General features: G+C 60.2%; 17 protein-coding genes and 1 riboswitch. Of the genes, 13 read left to right on the top strand and 4 right to left on the bottom strand.

What is annotated here, in order from left to right; all coding sequences use genetic code 11:
- The 5 genes from QWB57_RS05880 to QWB57_RS05900 all read left to right on the top strand — a co-directional run.
- Window positions 1-4,128 (top strand): hypothetical protein (locus QWB57_RS05880; protein ID WP_288968741.1); only part of this gene is annotated, 4,128 nt, incomplete at its 5' end.
- A gap of 65 nt (window positions 4,129-4,193) precedes the next feature.
- Window positions 4,194-5,435, top strand: a complete 1,242-nt coding sequence (locus tag QWB57_RS05885) for a TIGR03032 family protein (protein WP_288968742.1) — start codon at window positions 4,194-4,196, stop codon at window positions 5,433-5,435.
- Complete coding sequence (locus QWB57_RS05890; RefSeq protein ID WP_223629020.1) at window positions 5,435-5,881, top strand: hypothetical protein; 447 nt, start codon at window positions 5,435-5,437, stop codon at window positions 5,879-5,881. Before QWB57_RS05885 ends, QWB57_RS05890 begins: the two co-directional genes overlap by 1 nt.
- Entirely contained in the window at window positions 5,878-6,417 is a 540-nt protein-coding gene (locus tag QWB57_RS05895; protein WP_223629021.1) for a hypothetical protein, read from the top strand. Before QWB57_RS05890 ends, QWB57_RS05895 begins: the two co-directional genes overlap by 4 nt.
- Window positions 6,418-6,477: 60 nt before the next feature.
- Window positions 6,478-8,103 (top strand): M4 family metallopeptidase, encoded by a 1,626-nt coding sequence (locus QWB57_RS05900; RefSeq protein ID WP_288968744.1) that lies wholly within the window; start codon window positions 6,478-6,480, stop codon window positions 8,101-8,103.
- 91 nt (window positions 8,104-8,194) lie between these two features.
- Here QWB57_RS05900 and QWB57_RS05905 read toward each other — a convergent pair whose 3' ends face one another.
- Window positions 8,195-9,703: an FAD-dependent oxidoreductase gene (locus QWB57_RS05905; RefSeq protein WP_288968745.1), complete on the bottom strand. Its 1,509-nt coding sequence runs from the start codon at window positions 9,701-9,703 to the stop codon at window positions 8,195-8,197.
- Window positions 9,704-9,853: 150 nt separating this feature from the next.
- Between QWB57_RS05905 and folE the strand changes: the two genes are divergently transcribed.
- From folE to QWB57_RS05925, 4 genes are read left to right on the top strand one after another with little or no spacing between them, the layout of a single operon-like run.
- Window positions 9,854-10,480, top strand: coding sequence for a GTP cyclohydrolase I (gene folE, locus QWB57_RS05910; protein WP_288968747.1), 627 nt, complete (start codon window positions 9,854-9,856; stop codon window positions 10,478-10,480).
- A gap of 16 nt (window positions 10,481-10,496) precedes the next feature.
- On the top strand, window positions 10,497-11,207 hold the full coding sequence (locus QWB57_RS05915) for an RNA polymerase sigma factor (RefSeq protein ID WP_288968749.1): 711 nt from the start codon (window positions 10,497-10,499) through the stop codon (window positions 11,205-11,207).
- 36 nt (window positions 11,208-11,243) lie between these two features.
- Entirely contained in the window at window positions 11,244-11,591 is a 348-nt protein-coding gene (locus QWB57_RS05920) for a hypothetical protein (RefSeq protein WP_223629026.1), read from the top strand.
- A complete protein-coding gene (locus QWB57_RS05925) occupies window positions 11,588-12,010 on the top strand; it encodes a DUF2231 domain-containing protein (RefSeq protein ID WP_288968751.1) in 423 nt (140 codons plus the stop codon). Before QWB57_RS05920 ends, QWB57_RS05925 begins: the two co-directional genes overlap by 4 nt.
- Here the strand turns inward: QWB57_RS05925 and QWB57_RS05930 are convergent.
- From QWB57_RS05930 to QWB57_RS05940, 3 genes are read right to left on the bottom strand one after another with little or no spacing between them, the layout of a single operon-like run.
- Window positions 12,007-13,035: a patatin-like phospholipase family protein gene (locus tag QWB57_RS05930; RefSeq protein WP_223629028.1), complete on the bottom strand. Its 1,029-nt coding sequence runs from the start codon at window positions 13,033-13,035 to the stop codon at window positions 12,007-12,009. The genes QWB57_RS05925 and QWB57_RS05930 overlap by 4 nt on opposite strands.
- Window positions 13,036-13,083: 48 nt before the next feature.
- Complete coding sequence (locus tag QWB57_RS05935) at window positions 13,084-13,854, bottom strand: rhomboid family intramembrane serine protease (RefSeq protein ID WP_288968753.1); 771 nt, start codon at window positions 13,852-13,854, stop codon at window positions 13,084-13,086.
- 26 nt (window positions 13,855-13,880) lie between these two features.
- On the bottom strand, window positions 13,881-14,849 hold the full coding sequence (locus QWB57_RS05940) for a TerC family protein (RefSeq protein WP_223629030.1): 969 nt from the start codon (window positions 14,847-14,849) through the stop codon (window positions 13,881-13,883).
- Window positions 14,850-15,071: 222 nt separating this feature from the next.
- Between QWB57_RS05940 and QWB57_RS05945 the strand changes: the two genes are divergently transcribed.
- From QWB57_RS05945 to QWB57_RS05960, 4 genes are all read left to right on the top strand, one after another.
- A complete protein-coding gene (locus tag QWB57_RS05945; protein ID WP_288968756.1) occupies window positions 15,072-16,241 on the top strand; it encodes a class I SAM-dependent rRNA methyltransferase in 1,170 nt (389 codons plus the stop codon).
- 15 nt (window positions 16,242-16,256) lie between these two features.
- Entirely contained in the window at window positions 16,257-16,922 is a 666-nt protein-coding gene (locus QWB57_RS05950; RefSeq protein WP_223629032.1) for a response regulator transcription factor, read from the top strand.
- Window positions 16,909-18,246, top strand: a complete 1,338-nt coding sequence (locus QWB57_RS05955; RefSeq protein ID WP_288968758.1) for a histidine kinase dimerization/phospho-acceptor domain-containing protein — start codon at window positions 16,909-16,911, stop codon at window positions 18,244-18,246. Before QWB57_RS05950 ends, QWB57_RS05955 begins: the two co-directional genes overlap by 14 nt.
- 50 nt (window positions 18,247-18,296) lie before the next feature.
- Window positions 18,297-18,506: riboswitch (cobalamin riboswitch) on the top strand.
- Between the two features lie 204 nt (window positions 18,507-18,710).
- The coding region (locus tag QWB57_RS05960; protein ID WP_288968760.1) for an ATP cone domain-containing protein at window positions 18,711-18,943 on the top strand (233 nt) is incomplete at its 3' end.

An 18,943-nucleotide genomic window follows, 5' to 3' on the forward strand; every position in this document is an offset into this window, starting at 1 on the left:
GTACTGGGGGCGGACGGCATCGCTGCAAGTTCGGTGCTTGGCAATGTGGCCGTTGGCAATACTGGCGCGATCCAGGCGTTGTCGTTGTATGGCGATGCCAATGGCATTCGCGGCTATTCGATTGGCGGCGATGTCGTGATCGAAAACCACGGCAGCGTCATGACTTACAGCAACGCAGGTAGTGCGATTGGTCTGTATGGCTATTCGATGTACGGCAATACCTCGGTGACCAACTCAGGCAGCGTTTCTGCGGACTCCTACAACGGGCTGGCCGATGCCATTTTCGCATCCGGCATGGATGTGAGTGTGGCCAACAGCGGAGCACTGGAGGCTGTCGGTAACACGTGGGCCGCCGGTATCGAAGCGCAGGGCAGCAACGCAGTGGCGGTCACCAATTCTGCTGCCATCAGTGCCGCCGCCAGTGTGTTCGGTCAGGTGGCTGATCCGGATGGCAATATTGTTGCCGCCGCCAATGGTGGTACTGCGTTCGGCATTTACGCCACCGCAGGTGAAGGTGGCGCGGTGGTGGTCAACAGCGGCAACATCGCAGTCGACGCAGGTTACGCCACGGGTATCGAAGTGCAGTCCTTGGGCGACATCAGCGTTGCCAATAGCGGCAATATCGATGCCGGCTCAGGTTTGAACCAGTACGACATGGGCTACGGTTACACCCTGTATTACGGCACCCAACTGGCCACCGGTATCGCCGCCAGCAGCGGTGGTGAGGGCGCAGCCGTGCAGGTCGTGAATTCGGCTGACATCACCGCCAACGGCACATTCGGTGCATTCGGTATTTCCGCAGTGTCCAGCGGTATCGGTGGTACGGTAACGGTGGTCAATAGTGGCGATATTCTTGCCAGCCAGGCCAACAAGTACGGCGCGGGTGTTTACGGTGTATTTGCGTCAGGCGATAGCGATACCGCCGTTGGCAACAGCGGCCACATCACGGCAGCCTCTGAGGGTGCGGCAATTGGCGTGGCGGCACTGTCGTTTGCAGGTGATGCGCTGGTGGTCAATTCCGGTGATATCAGCGCCAGTTCGGCTGCAACGGCCTATTACGGTGCCACCGGCATCGTGGCATTTGCCGGCAATGGCGCGGCGGCAGTGAGCAATACAGGCAGTGTCAGTGCCGTTTCGCAAGCGTTGCTCGGTGCACCTACGCGTGGCGTGGACGTGCAGGGCCAACAGGGAGCAACGCTGTACAACAGCGGCTCGATTTATGCCAATGGCAAGTACGCCTACGGTGTCTTCGCGACCTCGGCGGCAGGCGACGTCGGCATCAACAACGCCGCAGGCGGTGAAATTGGCTTCTATTCCTATCTCGGCAGGGGCTTTGGTGTATTGGGGATTGCCTACTCGGGCGATGTCGGTGTGGTCAATGCCGGGACAATTGAAGGTTACGCCTACGGTCAGGCAGTGGGTGTCTTCGCCCTTGCTGCTGCCGGTGACGCTGGCGTGAGCAACAGCGGCCACATCACGATTCAAAGCGGAAACAATCCGGCAGTGGGTGTGTTTGCACGCGCCGATTACGGTACCGCGACGGTGGTGAACAGTGGTGATATCACGGCAGTTTCCGGTGGCGATTTGTACCCGGGAACCAATGCCTATGGCGTGCTTGCCCGCGGGGCCTATGCGCAAGTGGGCAACAGCGGCAACATCACCGCCAATGCCTACTACACGGCCACGGGCATTGCTGCGCGTTCGTACTATGGCACCCTCGTCAGCACCACCTCAAGCAGCCATATCAACGCCTCCGCGTTGTTGGTGGCGATCGGTATCGAAGGGCGCTCGGAACTCGGTAATGTTGCGATCAGCAATGCCGGCGACATCAGTGCGACGGGTGTGCTGGGTGGCGGCGTCGGGATTCAGGCCTATAGCGGTGGCGGTAACTCCAGTGCCACCAATACCGGTCATATCACCGCCAAATCCACCTACGGCATGGCGATTGGTGTCACCAGCTACTCGGCGGCGGGCAATGCACAGGCCAGCAACGGCGGCATGATTTCCGCGCAGGGCGGCGATTACGGCGCTTATGGTGTCTCGGTACAAGCCGCTCACGGGATGGCAACGATCAACAACAGCGGCAGTGTGTCGGCCACATCGACGGGAACCTCCATCGGCATCGTTGCCGAGGCGTATGGCAATATCGTGGTCAACAATACCGCCACCGGTTCTGTGGAAGCCGGCAACGGCAGCATGGCAGCTGGCATCCAGTTGACCAGCGCCACCGGCAACGCCACGGTCAATAACGCCGGCCAGATTCATGCCAGCGGTGGCGACCTGTCGGCGGGTGTGGTGTTCAAGGGCACCAACGGCACCAACACACTGAATAATCTTGCCGCGGGCATGGTCCGTGCGGATGGTGCGGATGGCTATGCGTTTGCGGTGATTGGTGGTGATGGTGTTGAAGTCATCAATAACAGCGGCAAGCTGATGGGTGCGCTGAATTTGTATGCGGGCAATGATGTCCTCAACAACTTGGCCGGCGGTGTGTGGGATCTAATGGGTACCACGCATACCGATTTCGGCGACGGCAATGACACGGTCAACAATTCGGTCGGCGGCAAGATCACCGTGGGCAGCGGCAAGATCGAAATGGGGGCCGGCGATGACAGCTGGGTCAATGCGGGTACGCTGACCATTGGTACAGGCGGTGTGGTCAGCTTCGGCGATGGTAACGACCTGGTGAACAACGGTGGCCTGATCACCCTGACCGGCGGCAGCATCCAGATGGGGGCCGGTGCCAACAGCTTCATCAATGGTGGCACCATCCAAAGTATCGGCAGCGGCAACACCATTGACGTGGGGGCTGCCGGAACCTTCACCAGTGGTGGCTTGCTGAACTTCCTCAATGGGGCGACCACCGACAAGCTGGCTATCACGGGAACCTTTGCAGGCTCCGGTAATCTCAACCTGGATCTGAATCTGGTCAACAACAGCGTGGATCAGATTGCAGTCACCGGCAATATGGCCACCACGGCGGCGCAGAAAGTCAATGTCCTGTTTACCGGCATGCCGTTGACGGCGCACGCCTCGTCGGTATTTGCCACCGTCAGTGGCACTTCGGCAGCTGGCAACTTCGTCGCCGGGCAGATGATCGGCTACAACTACGCAGCCAACTTCCTTGATGTGGGCCTGACCGTCAGCAGCCAGCTGGATGCCACCAACACCACGCCGGACAAGTTCTCGGTCAATATCGATGTCAACGGTTTGAACGATACCGGTGCATTGGCCGCTTCGGCTGCTGCGGGTGCTGCCGGCGTGATGAACACGCAGATGGGCACCTTCCGTCAGCGTTTGGGTGTGAATCCCTACGGTGATGCCGGCAAGGTATTGAGCGCCTTCATTCGTGGCTATACCGATCAAGGCGACATGCAGCCTGATCACCTGGCCGGCAACTTTGGGCAGGGTGGGCACTTCAACTACAGCCAGTCCAGCTGGGGTCGTGAATTTGGCATCAATGCCAACCTGTTCGAGAACTTGCATGCCGGCCTGGTGTTGGGCAACGCGGACAGCCGTCAGCGCCTAGCCGATGGCGGCGTGGGTGAAAACCGCTTGAACGGTGCAACGGTGGGTGGTTATGCCACCTGGTACGTGCCGGGCAGCTTCTACGTCGACTTCAATGCCCGCAAGATGGGTGCAGATATCCGCTCGACGTCGGCAGCGGGCTTGCTGACCAGCCGTTCGAACACCACCGCATGGAGCCTGGAAGCGGGCTACGAGTGGAACGTGGGTACCTTCAACTTGGTGCCACAGGTGCAGTACACCCGCACCCATGTGGAAGATCTGAAGAACTTCTTTGGTGATCGCGTCAACTTCGAATCGCACGGTGGCACCTTCACCCGCGCCCGCCTGGGCTTGGAAATGAACAAGACCTTCCAGGTAGGTGATGTGCGCTGGACGCCGTATGGCTCGCTCAACGCCGTGCGCGATATCAACGGCAAGAGCACCTACACCGTCGGCAACTTCTACGGCAATACCGACACTCGCGGGACCAGTGCCATGGCGGAATTGGGCCTGGGTGTGCAGAAGGGGGGCTTCGGCTTCAACATTGGTGCCAACTGGGCCGATGGCGGCGCCTACAAGAGCTTTGTGGGTGGCCAGGCCAGCGTGCGCTTCTCTTGGTAACCGCTTGATCCCGGGCCCGGCGAACCGTCGGGCCCGGAATTCGTAATTTGTAGTCTGGATAACACGTGGCCAACGAAAACAATCCGAATGTAGTACCTGATCAGTCCTCGATCCAGTCAAATCAGGACACCCCTGAGCTGGACACCGGGCTGGACGCTCTGACAACGGAGGCTCCGGCAGCGCCAGCAACCACCGAAGCCAGAACTTCTGCCGATGCCGCCAAGCCAGGCCAAGCACCGCGTGATCTGACCCAACTCAAGGTTGAAAAAGGCTGCTCGCGTGGGCTGGCCGGATGGCTGGGACAACATCGCTTGTCACTGGCCATCACCTCCTACCAAACCGGGCGCATCTATCTGGTCGGCAGCGATCAGCAGGGTCGCGTGTCGTTTTTCGAACGCATTTTCGAGCGCGCAATGGGTGTGGTGGGCAATGCCCAACGCATCTATCTGGGTGGCTTGTATCAGTTGTGGCGGTTCGAAAATGTGCTGCGTCCGAACGAGGTCATCCATGGCCAGTTCGATAAGTGCTATGTACCGCGCAACGCGCAGACCATCGGCGATCTGGACATCCACGAATTGGGTATCCGCAAGAATGGCAAGGTGGTGTTCATCAACACCAAATATTCCTGCTTGTCAGAACTGAGCCAGACCCACAGCTTCAAGGCGATCTGGAAGCCCAAATTCATCAGCAAGCTGGCGCCGGAGGACCGCTGCCATTTGAACGGTCTTGCGATGGTCGATGGCGAACCCAAATACGTCACTGCGGTGTGCAAGAGCGACAGTGTCGACGGCTGGCGCGACCGCCGGCATGACGGTGGCGTGGTGATCGACATCGACACCGATGAAATCGTGTGCGAAGGCCTGTCGATGCCGCATTCGCCGCGTTGGCATAACGGCAAGCTGTGGCTGCTCAATGCCGGCACCGGTTATTTGGGCTGGGTGGATTTCGACAAAAAAGCCTTTGTGCCGCACGCCTTCGTGCCAGGCTTTGCACGCGGCTTGTCGATGATTGGCAATGTCGCAGCGGTGGGGCTCTCGAAGCCGCGTAATCAGCGCTTCGAAGGCTTGCAGCTTGACGAAGAATTGAAGAAGCGAGATGCCGATCCGTGGTGCGGCGTGCAGATCATTTCGCTGACCAATGGCGACGTGATGAACTGGATCCGATTCGAAGGTGACATCACTGAAATCTTCGATATCAGTTTTCTGCCGAATGTGAAGCACCCGATGATGATCGGCCTGCGCACCGCGGAAATTCGCGACTTGATCACATTTGAATCCGACATCCCGGCGGAGGCTGCAATCGCATGATGCATTCACTTTCTCTGGCCGCACTGGCGTTGGGCATGCTGATCGCCCAGGGCGCACAAGCGCAGACCCACAAGCCAGCCACGGCAGCGGTGCCAGCTGCACCCGCAACCAAAGACATGGCGGCGGAAACCTTCAAGCAGTGGGACAAGAATGCCGATGGCCAATTGTCGCTGCCGGAGTTTCGTGCCGGCTGGCAGCAGGCGCAGGCGGCTGCACAACTGCAGGTGCAATTGCGCCGCCAATTTGCCACGCTGGATGCCAATCACGATGGTGCCATCGACGCCAGTGAATACGGCAATCTGGTGCTGATCAAAAATGCCGGCAAGACGGCGCCGCCACTGGCCCGCTTCGATGTCAATGCCGATGGCAAGTTGGAGTTCGGTGAGTACTTGAAGTTGGTGGAAGCCTTGGCGCCCAAGGAAGCTGCGAAGGGCGCTGCCAAGTGAAGGCCACGTTTCATCCGGTCTGGAAGCAAGTAACGCCGGAATTGGCGCAGGAAATCGTTGCGTTCTGGAAACAGCACAATGCAATTGGCGACCAAGCCGTCGCGAATGCGCGTGCCGAGCAAGCCGTGTGCGTCGCGCGGGATGATGCCGGCCAGTTGTGTGGAGTGGGCACGGCGATAGTCAAAGTGCTGCCGCGCTTGCGCCAACCGATGTATTACTACCGCCAGTTTTTTGCCAAGGCCTTGCGCGGGCAACATCAGGAGCTGGCGTTTTATCAGGCATGCAAACAGGTGCTGCAAACGTATAACCAATCGTTGGCGCAGGCCGAAGGTTTGGGGATCTTGCTGGAAATCGAAAACGCCAAGATCGCGCATGCCTATAACCAGGCCATCGTGCCTGGATTTGAGGCAGTGTTCATTGGCTATTCGCCGCGCGGCCTGCAATTGCGCGTGGCGTATTTTGAGGATGCCATTTTGCTGACGCCGGCACCGATCCGGATGCAAGCGTTACCAGGCGGGCGTGCTGCCACCCGCTGAAGAGTTGACCCATCCCCGGCACGGCAACGGTCGGAAACTGTTTACAACGGAGAACGCGCCATGAAAGTACAAGCCAGTTTGTTGTCTCTCGCCATTGCGTCCACCCTGGCCGTTGCTGCGGCGCCGGCGGATGCAGCGGTATCCCTCAAGTCTGCGGCCATTGCCCGCGCGGATCTGCTGATTGGTGGCAACGCCAACTTGCTGCGTCGTGCACCGGCCGATGTATTGGTGGCCAAAGACGCGGTGGTCGATGCCAAGGGCACCGAGCACGTACGCTACAACCGGACGTGGAATGGCCTGCCGGTCATCGGTGGCGATTTCGTAGTGCATTCGCGCAATGGCAAGCTGTCCAGCGTCAGCCAGACCTTGACCAGTGCACAGCGTCCGTCGTTGCGTGCACAGGTCAGCCGTGATCAGGCCATCGTCGAAGCCGGTGCGCACTTTGGCACCCAGTTCTTCGGTGCACCGACTGCACGCACCGTGGTGTATGCCCGCAACACCGTGCCGGTGTTAGCGCATGAAGTGGTCTTCAACGGCATCAAGGCCGACCAAACTCCGACCGAAATGCATTATTTCGTCGATGCCCGCAACGGCAAGATTCTGGATCAATGGGATGGCGTCAATACCGCCAAGCCGGGTCCGGGTGGCGGCGGCGGCAGCTGCACCCCGGCCGTGGGCATTGGCAAGACACTGACCGAAGGCAACGTGACGCTGAACACCTCCCTGTGTGGCAGCAGCTACAGCATGGTGGATACCACCCGCGGTGGCGGCGCTACCCACAACATGGCGATGAAGACCATCGGCATGGGCAATGTGTTTACCGCCAGCAGCAATACGTGGGGCAACAACTTGGTCACCAACTCGCAGACCGTGGGTGCGGATGCACAGTACGGCATTGCGACAACGTGGGATTACTACTTGAACGTGCATAACCGCCACGGCATCGACGGCGCGGGCACGGGTGCCATTACCCGCGTGCATTACGGCCGCAACTACCAGAATGCCTTCTGGAGCGATGGTTGCTATTGCATGACCTTCGGTGATGGCGATAACGGTGCCACCATCTATCCATTGGTCGCCATCGATGTGGCTGGCCATGAAATGTCGCACGGTGTCACCAGCCGTTCGGCAGCACTGGTGTACAGCGGTGAGTCGGGCGGCTTGAATGAAGCCACCTCCGACATCTTCGGCACCATGGTCGAGTACTACGCCAGCAATGCCGCGGATCCAGGCGACTACGTGATGGGTGAGAAGCTGTTTCCGAATAATGCCGATATGAAGAAGGCGATTCGCTGGATGTTCAAGCCCAGTTTGGACAAGGCTTCGGCCGACTGCTATTCATCCTCGGTCGGCTCGCTGGATGTGCACTACAGTTCGGGTGTAGCCAACCATTTCTACTATCTGCTGGCGGAAGGTGCGGTGGTACCCAGTGGGTTTGGTGCCGGCACGTGGGCCAACCTGACTCCTGCAAAGCTGGTGTGCAACGGTAATACGGCGCTTGCTGGCATCGGTCGCGACAAGGCCAGCAAAATCTGGTATCTGGCACTGACCGCCTACATGACCTCCACCACCAACTATGCCGGTGCGCGCAGTGCGACCTTGAGTGCGGCAGCGGAGTTGTACGGCAATGGTTCTGCCGAGTACAACGCGGTGGCCGCGGCATGGAGTGCAGTCAGCGTCAGTTGATGATCTGGCATTAGGCAAACACGAACGGCCCGCGCAAGCGGGCCGTTTGTTATCAATGCAGTACGATGATTGAAGCTCTTGTTGGCAGCGATCACTCACGAGTCGCAAGCTGGGCTTCGATCTCCAACAGGTCGCGGTCGCGCCCGATACTGGCGGCGGCCACCAACACTGCATCTTTGAAATAGCGGACAAGGCAATCATCGGTAGCGGGATCGCCGTCTATTTCAACGCGATTCCAACCACGCCCGTGGCCCACGTAGCGCAAGTCGATGCCGTAATGGTGCGTCCAGAAAAATGGCGGTACAGCAAACGCGCTGACATCCCCCAGCATGCCATCGGCAACGCATTGGCCTTGCCGCTGTGCATGCACCCAATGTTCGACGCGAACATGCGTTCCTGCGTGCGGGTAGCTGGCGACATCGCCTGCGGCATACACATCGGGTGCAGAGGTGCGTAGCTGTGCATCCACGCGAATGCCGTTATCGACAATGAGCCCGCTGCTGACAGCCAATGCGGTGCGTGGTTTTACCCCCACGCCAATCAGAACGGCATCGACGGCAAGTGTGTCGGCGTTGCTCAGCGTCAGTGTCTGGCCATCGAAGTGATGCGGTTTGCAATCCAGATGGAACACCACGCCCTGCGTGCGGTGCCGTTTGAGTAGATCGGCAGCCAGAACATCACCCACGATGCGTGCAAGTGGTAATGCTTCGGGGGTGATCACATGCACATCAAGGCCACGGCTGCGTAGTGCGCCGGCGGCTTCCAGGCCAATGAAGCCTGCGCCGATGATGGCCACGGTCTTGGCTGCATGAAGGCCTGCAATGAGTTTGCGGCTATCGTCTAGCGTGCGCAGGGTAAATACATTCGGGAAATCGAAACCGGGCAGTCGATTCGGTTCGGCGCCAGTCGCTAGTAGCAGTGCATCGTAATCAAAGGTCATTCCAGTGCGGGTACTGACTTGATGGGCGGCACAATCCAGGTGGCCAATTTCGCAATCAAGGTGAAGCTCGATGCGTTGCTCGTGATAAAACGCAGCAGGCTGCAGCGGGATCCACTCTTCTGGTGCACTGCCAGCCAGATAATCCTTGCAGAGATTGGGCCGATCCACTGGTGGCGACGTGTCGGCACTGAGTAGGGTCAACCTGCCGGCGTAGCCACGTTCACGCAGGCGTTGTGCACAGGCAAACCCTGCTGCGCCGCCACCGACGATGACAATTTTTTGTGGCGTGGCAATGGCTACAGGCGCTGGTGTATGGACGGGGTTGGCAGTGCCGCGCACAAAAATCATTTCGCCAATGGTTTCCACCATCCAGCATTGCAGTGGTGAAAACGCAGGTGCATGAATCGCCTGACCGGTGCGCAGGCTGAAACAGGCGTGATGCCAGGGGCAGCGGATGTCATCGCCCACGCGCAGTCCTTCGCCAAGCGGTGCGCCGTAATGGGTACAACTGCCGGAAACCGCATGTATCTCGCCATCAACCATGGCTAGCAGGACTGCCGTACCCTGCACATGGCCAGACAAGACGCCATGCGTGGGAATTTCAGAGCGTGCAATCCCGAGACTGAAATCCGGACCTGTTACCGAAGTGGTGTTGCCCATTGCAATTTCCTTCTGGCCGATGTGTGGGTAGCTTCTTGCACGGCAGATGCAAAACGCGTGAAAAGGTTGCAAATCCAGATACTGAAATTTATCGGAACCTTTTTCGCGCCACTGCATCTGCCATGGCAAGACCAACGATGAAGGCCCGCCATGCTTGATCTTGCCGCCGCATCCACCGAGAGCATCCTCCATGAAGTAGCCCGTGATGATCTGCGCCCCAGTCGCCTTGAGGCGGAAGCAGCGGTACGCATGTTGATCCGTTGGGCAGGTGATGACCCCGCACGTGTTGGGTTGCAGGACACCCCGGCACGTGTGGTGCGGGCGTATGAAGAATGGTTCGGTGGTTATTGGCGTGACCCGGTCAAGATTCTGGGCCGGCGGTTTGAGCGTTCCGGCTATGACGATTTCATCTTGTTGCGCGATATCCCGGTGCAGTCGGTATGCGAACACCATATGGCTGCGATTCAAGGCGTGGCACATGTGGCCTATCTGCCGGGTGAAAACGTGGTCGGCATTTCCAAGCTGGCGCGGTTGGTGGATGCGTATGCGCGGCGCTTGCAGATCCAGGAACGTTTGACCGCTGAAATTGCCGATACCTTGCAGCATGCATTGCAAGCACGTGGGGTGGCGGTGGTGATCCGGGCCAGCCACGGCTGCATGACCACACGCGGCGTGCATGCCCATGGCGCGGCGATGGTGACCCGGCGCTTGCTGGGGGAGTGTGCGCACGAACCGTATCGCAGCGATATTCTCAAAGCGTTGTCAGCATCCGCTTGATTTCGGGAGAGGACATATGCCGATAGCAGCCAATACCACTGCACCCAACTATGCCGACATGGCCGATGCCGCCTTGGTGGCCTGCGTGCAGGCCGGCCAGTGTGAAGCATTTCGTACGATCACCCAGCGTTGCAACCAACGCATGTTCCGGGTGGTGCGCGGGGTGATTCGTGATGAGAGTGAAGCCGAAGATGTGGTGCAGGAAGCCTATGTGCACGCCTACGAAAAAATCGCCAGCTTTCGCGGTGAATCTTCGCTGGCCACGTGGCTGACCCGCATCGCACTCAATGAAGCCTATGGCCGCCTGCGTCGGAGGCGCGAGACCGTGGACATCGAACAACTGGAACAGGCATCGGCGACATCGGCACAGGTCATCGCCTTTCCCGGCCATGCATTGACCGATGATCCGGCGGATGCGGCAGCGCGTGGGCAACTGCGGCGATTACTGGAACATGCGGTGGATGCACTGCCGGAGGCATTTCGCCTGGTCTATTTGTTGCGCGATGTGGAAGGCTGTTCGGTGGAGGAAACCGCCACCGCATTGGGGATTCGCGAAGAGACTGTGAAAACCCGTCTGCACCGTGCACGCCGGCAACTGCGTGCGGCGCTGCAAGCCCGGATCAACAGCAGCACAGCGGATGCTTTTGCATTTATGGGCGAGCGCTGTGCGCGCACCACCGAAGCGGTGATGGTGCGGGTGGCGCAGCTCCCCATCACGCATTCCTGATTCACTGCAAAACCCAGAGCCACACGGAGAATTCCTATGCTGCTGTATGCCTTGATCGTGTTTTTGGTGGCTGCCTGTGGTGGCCTGGTGTTAGCCTCGTTTGTATTGCGCGGAAAATTGGCGCCGTGGGTGGTGTCGCTATTGCATGCCATGCTAGGAGCCAGCGGCTTACTCTTGCTGGGGGCGGCGATTTTGACGGCAGAGCATATCGGCATGCTGCCGGTGGTGGCCCTGTGCGTGTTTTTGGTGACCGCGTGTTTTGGTTTCTATCTGGCCTCCATCCACTATGGCAAGCGCGTTGCACTCAAGCGTGTGGTGCTCACCCATGCAAGTCTTGCAGTCACTGGTGCATTGCTGTTGATTGCGGCGGTGGCCATGCAATGAAACACCCTGCGCATCCTGCTTTGGTGCATTTCCCCATTGCCTGCTGGTCATTGGCCAGCTGCGCGGATGGTGTGGCATTGCTTGCGTGGCCCGCACAATTGCATCTGTTGGCAGCGGTGTTAATCGCCATTGGCTGTGGGTCGGGATTGCTGGCCGCGGTGGCAGGGTTTGTCGAACTGCTGAAGCTGCCGGCTGGGCATCCTGCCGAGCGCAAGGCAAACGTCCACATGAGCTTTGCACTCGCCAGTGGGTGTTTGTATGCCGGCAGCTTGTTTCTGCGAATCGAGCATCAACAATTCATCGCGCCCGATGTGCTGGCGCTTCTGCTCAGCGGTGCGGGCTTGCTGGTGCTCTTGGCCACCGGCTGGCTGGGTGGTCAACTGGTGTATCGCCATGGGGTGGGGGTGGCTGGGCGCTAATCGGCGCGGCAATCGGCATCGCGGCGCAGCTTGTCCAGCCAGCCGGTTTGCTGCGCGCAGCGGGCGGTACGTTCGGCCTCACGGGCTTGTGCGGCTTTGATGTTGGCCGTTTGCTGTGCTTGTGCCTGGCGCTGGGCTTGCAGTTGCGCAAGCTTGGCTTTGATTTGCGGCAGCAGGGCTTGCGCGGCACGTTCGCCTTCCAGGATCGCACGGTTTTTTTGTGCGAAATCGGCAGCGCCGATGTCGTTGACCTTGGGACGAATTACCACGTCGGCACGCGTCAATTCCAGCGCACCCAATTTCTGGCCCATGATGGTGATGCTCTGATTGACATTACCCAGCAAGCTGGCGGAATCGGCCACGCCATTGGCCTTGCTGCTGATGTCCACCGCGATCACAAAATCGGCACCCAGCTCACGCGCGGCATCCACCGGCACCGGACTGGTCACGCCGCCGTCCACATAGTGATACTTGCCGATACTCACGGCTTCAAACACCCCCGGGATCGAGCTGGAGGCGCGCACCGCCTGGCCCACGTTGCCACGCACGAAGACCGTGCGTTGCCCGTCTTCCAGCCGTGTTGCCACTGCGGCGAAGGGCTTTTTGAGCTGTTCGAATTTCCGCCCACCCACTTGCGCGTTGACGTAATCCTCCAGCTTCTGGCCCTTCACCACACCACCGGAAAACAGGCTGACATCGCGAATCGATGCTTCATCCAACGCCACCGCTTTTTGTTGCAGCGCATAGGCATCCATGCCGCTGGCATACAGTGCACCGACCACGCTGCCGGCGCTGGTGCCGGCCACCACCACCGGATGGATGCCGTTGGCGTCCAGCATCTTGATCACGCCGATATGCGCAAACCCTTTGGCTGCGCCGCCGCCGAGTGCCAAGCCAACCTTGACTGGCGGTACCTGCACGGTGGGTGCGGTGATGGCAGGCGCTTTGGGGGCAGGCGTGCTGGCGCAGGCGGCAAGCAGGGTACACAGCACGCTGCTGGTGAGACTGAAGGCTGGAATACGCATGGGGCGCAAGCTTAATGCGCAAACCCGCAACCGCAGCTCAATGCAGATTCATTCCACGGAATCCGGCCGCCGAAACGGCAGCACCTTGCCGCGCTCTTCGGGCATGGCCGCGTGCTGCCACAACACCGGTACATCGTCGGGGGCGCGGGGTTCGAAGGTGTCGTGGGCGTGATCATTGCGCTGTTGTTCGAGTTCTTCTTCAATCTCCCAGCTGTATTTCGCCCGCACCGGCAGCGGATCACTGTGACGAAACAGGAACGCAGCCACCACACCGCCTACTGCGCCGCCCAGATGTGACTGCCACGACACGCCGGCCTCGTGCGGCAGGATGGTCATCAACATGCCGCCGAAAAACAAAAACGCGATCATGCCGGCCGCGATGGCAGCACGGTCGCGGCGCAACAGGCCCAACGTGAACACCAGGAACATCAGCCCATGGGTGACGCCGCTGACCCCCAAGTGATGCGAATCGGGATCGCCCAGCAGCCATGCGCCTAGTCCGGAACCCAGCCACAGCAGCGGCAGTGCGCGCAGGGTCGCCTTCGGGTAAGTGGTACCGGCCAATGTGCCCAGCAGCAATATGCCGGTGGTATTGGCCAGGATGTGTTCCACCGAGCCATGCAACAAGGGCGCGGTCAGCAGGCCCAACAAGCCTGCCATCGAATGCGGGGTGACGCTCAGGAATTCCCAATTGAACGTCTGTTGGGCGATGAAGCACAGCCACAGCAGCAGCGTGAAGGCAAGGCTGCCATTGAGGGCACGCCGAAAGCGACGGCGGTCGCTTTGGCGTTGGGCGTCACGGGGCAGTGGCGTGGACATCCTGTCAAAGTGGGGTGCCGTGGCGGTCAGGACAAGGGCGGTTCCGGCTTGGCGTGTGCGGGGCGTAGCAGGCTCAACGCAATCGTGCTGCCGATGATCAGCGCCACCATCCCCAATGCCAGCGGGATTGGCACCTTGTAGAGATCGGCCAACAGCATCTTCACGCCGATGAAGCACAGCACCAAGGCCAGCCCGTAAGGCAGCAGATGGAAGCGGTCGGCCATGCCCTGCAGCAGGAAGAACATCGCACGCAAGCCGAGCACGGCAAACACGTTCGAAGTCAGCACGATGAACGGATCCGCGGTGATCGCGAAGATCGCCGGGATCGAATCCACCGCAAAGATCACGTCGGTGATCGCAATCATCACCAGCACGATGAACAGCGGGGTGAACTTGCGGCGGCTGCCTGCGCCAATCCACAACGCGCTGCCGTAATAGCGGCGCAGGAACGGCAAATGCGCGGTGACCCAGCGCAGTACCGGGTTGTGTTCCAGATTCGGTGGGTCGCCCGCCGCCCGCCACATTTTCACGCCGGTCAGCAGCAGGAATGCACCGAACAGGTACAGCACCCAGTGAAAGCGTGCCAGCAAGGCTGCGCCGATGAAGATCAGGATCGCGCGCAATAGGATGGCACCGAGGATGCCAAGCACCAGCACACGCTGGCGTTGCGCTTCGGGCACGGCGAAATAGCCGAACAACATCAGGAACACAAAGATGTTGTCGATCGCCAGCGCTTTTTCCACCAGATAGCCGGTCAGGAACTCCATGCCGATGCGATTGCCGGCCGCCACGCCCAACTGCTGCCCGGTGTACCACCACAGCCAGCCGTTGAAGGCCAGTGCCAGTGCCACCCAGCCAAGGCTCCACCAGGTGGCTTCCTTGAACGTCACTTTGTGCGGGCCGCCGTGGCGCATCAGCACCAGGTCGATCACCAGCGCGGCCACGACCACGCCGGCAAATACCAGCCACAGCAAGGGGGTTCCAATCGTTTGCATGCCAACTCCGCCATGTGAGTGACGGACGTGTCCATGCAGGATGCAAGGAAGAGGCACGCTTCGCCATTCGGCGAAGGTCTCACTCACAGACCAGTGGCCTGCCACGGTGCCGGGATGTGTGCTGAGCAACAGCAGACCCGTATTGACGACATCCGTACGCGGAGTTACTCCCCTTCTTGGGCGACAATACACAATTCCTGCGTCCGAAACATGAATATCGCCATGACCGAGCCCCTGCCCCAAGTCCGCCTGAAGAACGCCTGGCATTCCACCCATCCGTGGATTTTCCAGCGCTTGGTCGAAAAGCCCGCGCAGCGGCCCAAGCCCGGCAGCATTGTCGAGGTGGTGGGCGTGGACGGCGTGTTCATGGGGCGCGGTTTCTACAACGGGCATTCGCGGATTGCGCTGCGCATGCTGGAAAACGACCCGGATGTGGCGGTGGATGCCGGCTGGTTCTTGCGCAAGATTGCGGAAGCGGTGCGGTTGCGTCGCGAGTTTCTGCAGCTGGATGCGGTGAGCAATGCATGGCGGGTCTTCCATAGCGAAGGTGATGGCATCAGCGGGCTGGTGATCGACCGCTACGATGATTTGCTGGTGGTCGGGTTTTTCAGCGCTGGCGCATGGCGGCATCGCGAATGGATTTTCAACGCACTGCGCGAACTCTTTCCCAATTGCCGTTTCCACAGTTTTGCCGATGAGCATGTGCAGAAGCAGGAAAGCTTCGACTACAAGGACACCTTGGGCACGCAGCCGGCCATCATCCGCGAATACGGCATCCAATTTCGCGCGGATCCGGCCGGTGCGCACAAGACCGGTTTCTTTGCCGACCAACGCGAAAATCGCGAATGGCTGAGTCATCAATGCACCGGCAAGCGCGTTCTGGACTTGTGCTGCAACACCGGCGGTTTTGCGGTGTATGCCGCGGTGCGCGGCGCAGCGGACGTGGTGGGGATTGATATCGACCCGGCGGTGATCGACATTGCCAAGGACAACGCGCATCTCAATCACGTCAAACCGCGTTTCGTGCAGGCCGATATCTTTCCGTGGTTGCGCGAAGCGGCCGCCAAGGGCGATCTGTATGACGTCGTCATCCTGGACCCGGCGAAGATGACCCGCGACCGCGAACAGGTCATCACCGCGCTGAAGAAGTACCTCGACATGAACAAGTTGGCGCTGGCCACGGTCAAACCGGGCGGCCTGTTTGCCACGTTCAGCTGCACCGGTTTGGTCAGCGAAGAGCAATTCCTCGACATGCTGCGGCGTGCCGCGTTTTACGCTGGCCGCACCGTGCAGGTGCTGAAGGTGGCCGGTGCCGGTGCCGATCATCCGTGGCTGGCGCAGGTGCCGGAGTCGCGCTATTTGAAGGCGGTGTTCTGCCGCGTGCTGGACTAACGGCGGCCTGCGCCGATGCGGCTGCTGATCGTCGAAGATTCGCAAACCTTGGCGGAGAGTCTGCGGGCCACCTTGGAGTCAGAAGGGCACGCCTGTGACCATGCCGCCGATGGTGCAGCGGCGCTGCGTTTTATCGCCAGCAATGCCTATGACTTGCTGGTTTTGGATTGGATGTTGCCGGGAGTGGATGGTCTGGGGGTGTTGCGTGCGCTGCGTGCCGCGCAGGCACCCACGCAAGTGTTGATGCTATCGGCACGCGATACCGTGGCCGACCGCGTGGCCGCGCTGGATGCTGGGGCAGATGATTATTTGAGCAAGCCCTTTGCCTTGGACGAATTGCTGGCAAGGGTGCGCGCACTGGCGCGACGCCCACGTGACGGCGGCACGTCGCTATTGCACTGGCAAGCCTTGCAAGTGGATACGCACGCCCGCCGTGCACGCTGGCAGGGCCAGGACATGCAGCTTTCACCCAAGGAATATGCGTTGCTGGAATTGTTGCTGCGGCAGCGCGGCAAATTATTCACCCGTGCTGCGATCTTCGATCGGTTATATGACAGTACCAGCGAAGCGTCCGACAAAGTGGTCGAAGTCATCATCAGTACCCTGCGCGGCAAGCTGCATAAAGCCGGGGCACCCGACCCCATCGCCACACGTCGTGGATTTGGCTATGTCATCGAATAAACCGCACCGGTGGTCGCTGCGCACGCGCCTGCTGTGGCAATTGGTGCTGGCCATTGGCGTGTTGCTGGGCGGGTTGTTTTTGACGTTGGATGCTTTGGTCGATCGCGCCATGTTCCAACAGTTGGATCAAGTGTTGTCGTCGCGGGCGGCATCGCTGGCACGGCAACTTCAGAATTCCGACGAACCGCTACCGGCGGTATTGCCGGCGTGGGATATCGCAGGGCACACCGAGTTTTTCGCTGTTTACGATGTGCGTGGGCGGTTGCGGGCGGCATCGATCAACAGTGGTCGCACCCCATTGGCCTTGCCGGCAACCACGGCGCGTTCGGGGAATGTGTTGTTACCGGATGGGCATCGCGGCCGTTATCACGTGGTGTTGCTGCAACGTGGTGCCTTCGCCAAAGGCAGGCTGTTGGTCGCCACCGAGCGCGAAAGCTGGGATAGCACCGAGCGCCGCATGCACGGGGTGCTGTTGCTTGGCATCTTGGCGGCGGTGATCGCTGCGGTATTGCTGTGCTTGCTGGTGGTGCGGCAAGCCTTTCGCACGATTACCCGCGAAGCACAGCGCTTGCCGCAGGATGGGCCACCTGTGCAGGGCGCACTCAACGAAACCCCGCAAGAGTTGCAGCCGTTTGTAGAAGCCGCGCACGCGGCGTTGCGCAATTCATGGGCCATGGCCGAACGCGAGCGCCGCGTGTCGCGCAGTGTGGCGCATGAACTGCGCACGCCGGTGGCAGAAATCGCCGCCGTCACCGAGCTGGCGCAGAGCCAGCAAGATGCGGATGTGCTCAAGCGCGCACTGACCACCGTGCACGCCACCAATGTCCGCATGCAGCGCGGGATTGAAGCGCTATTGGCGTTGGCGCGGTTTGAGTCTGGGCAAGAGCCGCCACAAACCGATCCCTTGGATGCCGCCGCGTTGCTGCGCCAGTTGGCAGCATCACTGGCGCAGCCACGCTTGCATCTGCAATTGCCAGCAGAGGCGTGGGTGGTGTGCGATGCCGGCATGTTGGAGCGCATCGCGGCCAATCTGCTGCACAACGCGTTGGAATACGGTGATGCCGATGCACCGGTGCAATTGGGCTTGCAGTTGGATGGCGGCTGGTGGCTGCACGTGCGCAACCGCGCAAGTCATTTGCGTGAAGAAGACGTCCGCCACTTTGGCGAGCGCCACTGGCGCGGGCAGTGCGATGGCGACCCCCAACATGCCGGGCTGGGATTGGCCTTGGTCCTGGCGATGGCGCATGCATTGGGCCTACAGCTGCATTTCGACTTGCACGCAGGTGAATTGCAAGCGCGGTTGGGGCCAATCCCGGCGCTGTAAATTGACTCCGAAGTATCCGTACATGCTGTGTTGACCAATCTTGAAAACCACAATATCTTGTGTTGGTTGGTACCGGCTTCGATGCGATCGTCAGGCCGGTTTAAAAGGGAATCCGGTGCAAGTCCGGAACTGCCCCGCAGCGGTAAGTGGAAACGAACGGCGTCAATGGCACTGGGGGTAACCCCGGGAAGCGGCGCCCAGTAGGCGGGGACTCCCCACGTCCACAAGTCCGAAGACCTGCCAGCACACCGGGCTTGCCCGGTCGCAGCTGTTGCGACAGCCGTGACTCAGCATGTCGGTGCGGGTGGCCGCTTCCGCGGGGAAGCGCGTCGCGATGCGGGCAACTATGCCCGTGGCGTGCGCGTTTGCCGTGTCAGCGACAACCCCTTGGCCCTGCGCGCGGGAGCAGGCACTTGGTCAAGAATCGCCGCGTACGACGCTGCGGTTCCCGGTGGGGACACCTCATGCTGCAAACCATCATCAAACGCGACGGCCATGTCGAGCCGTTCACCCCTTCCAAACTCAACCAGTGGGGCCAGTGGGCTGCGGCCACCTTGGGCGATGCCGTGGATTGGCCGTCGGCGGTGCTAGACACCGTGTCGGCGATGTCCGACACCGCCAATTCACGCGAGCTGCAACAACAGCTGATTCGCACCTGCCTGAACTTTGATACCTGGTCGTACAACCGCATGGCCGG

The organism is uncultured Thermomonas sp. (assembly GCF_937872235.1).
Lineage (GTDB): Bacteria > Pseudomonadota > Gammaproteobacteria > Xanthomonadales > Xanthomonadaceae > Thermomonas > Thermomonas beijingensis.

What these genes read in the sequence shown, in the direction of transcription:
- QWB57_RS05905 (WP_288968745.1), bottom strand. Translation starts at nt 9,703, where the DNA reads ATGGGCAACACCACTTCGGTAACAGGTCCGGATTTCAGTCTCGGGATT.
- QWB57_RS05920 (WP_223629026.1), top strand. Translation starts at nt 11,244, where the DNA reads ATGCTGCTGTATGCCTTGATCGTGTTTTTGGTGGCTGCCTGTGGTGGC.
- QWB57_RS05935 (WP_288968753.1), bottom strand. Translation starts at nt 13,854, where the DNA reads ATGTCCACGCCACTGCCCCGTGACGCCCAACGCCAAAGCGACCGCCGT.
- QWB57_RS05915 (WP_288968749.1), top strand. Translation starts at nt 10,497, where the DNA reads ATGCCGATAGCAGCCAATACCACTGCACCCAACTATGCCGACATGGCC.
- QWB57_RS05940 (WP_223629030.1), bottom strand. Translation starts at nt 14,849, where the DNA reads ATGCAAACGATTGGAACCCCCTTGCTGTGGCTGGTATTTGCCGGCGTG.
- QWB57_RS05955 (WP_288968758.1), top strand. Translation starts at nt 16,909, where the DNA reads ATGTCATCGAATAAACCGCACCGGTGGTCGCTGCGCACGCGCCTGCTG.
- QWB57_RS05890 (WP_223629020.1), top strand. Translation starts at nt 5,435, where the DNA reads ATGCATTCACTTTCTCTGGCCGCACTGGCGTTGGGCATGCTGATCGCC.
- QWB57_RS05900 (WP_288968744.1), top strand. Translation starts at nt 6,478, where the DNA reads ATGAAAGTACAAGCCAGTTTGTTGTCTCTCGCCATTGCGTCCACCCTG.
- QWB57_RS05930 (WP_223629028.1), bottom strand. Translation starts at nt 13,035, where the DNA reads ATGCGTATTCCAGCCTTCAGTCTCACCAGCAGCGTGCTGTGTACCCTG.
- QWB57_RS05925 (WP_288968751.1), top strand. Translation starts at nt 11,588, where the DNA reads ATGAAACACCCTGCGCATCCTGCTTTGGTGCATTTCCCCATTGCCTGC.
- QWB57_RS05945 (WP_288968756.1), top strand. Translation starts at nt 15,072, where the DNA reads ATGACCGAGCCCCTGCCCCAAGTCCGCCTGAAGAACGCCTGGCATTCC.
- QWB57_RS05950 (WP_223629032.1), top strand. Translation starts at nt 16,257, where the DNA reads ATGCGGCTGCTGATCGTCGAAGATTCGCAAACCTTGGCGGAGAGTCTG.
- folE (WP_288968747.1), top strand. Translation starts at nt 9,854, where the DNA reads ATGCTTGATCTTGCCGCCGCATCCACCGAGAGCATCCTCCATGAAGTA.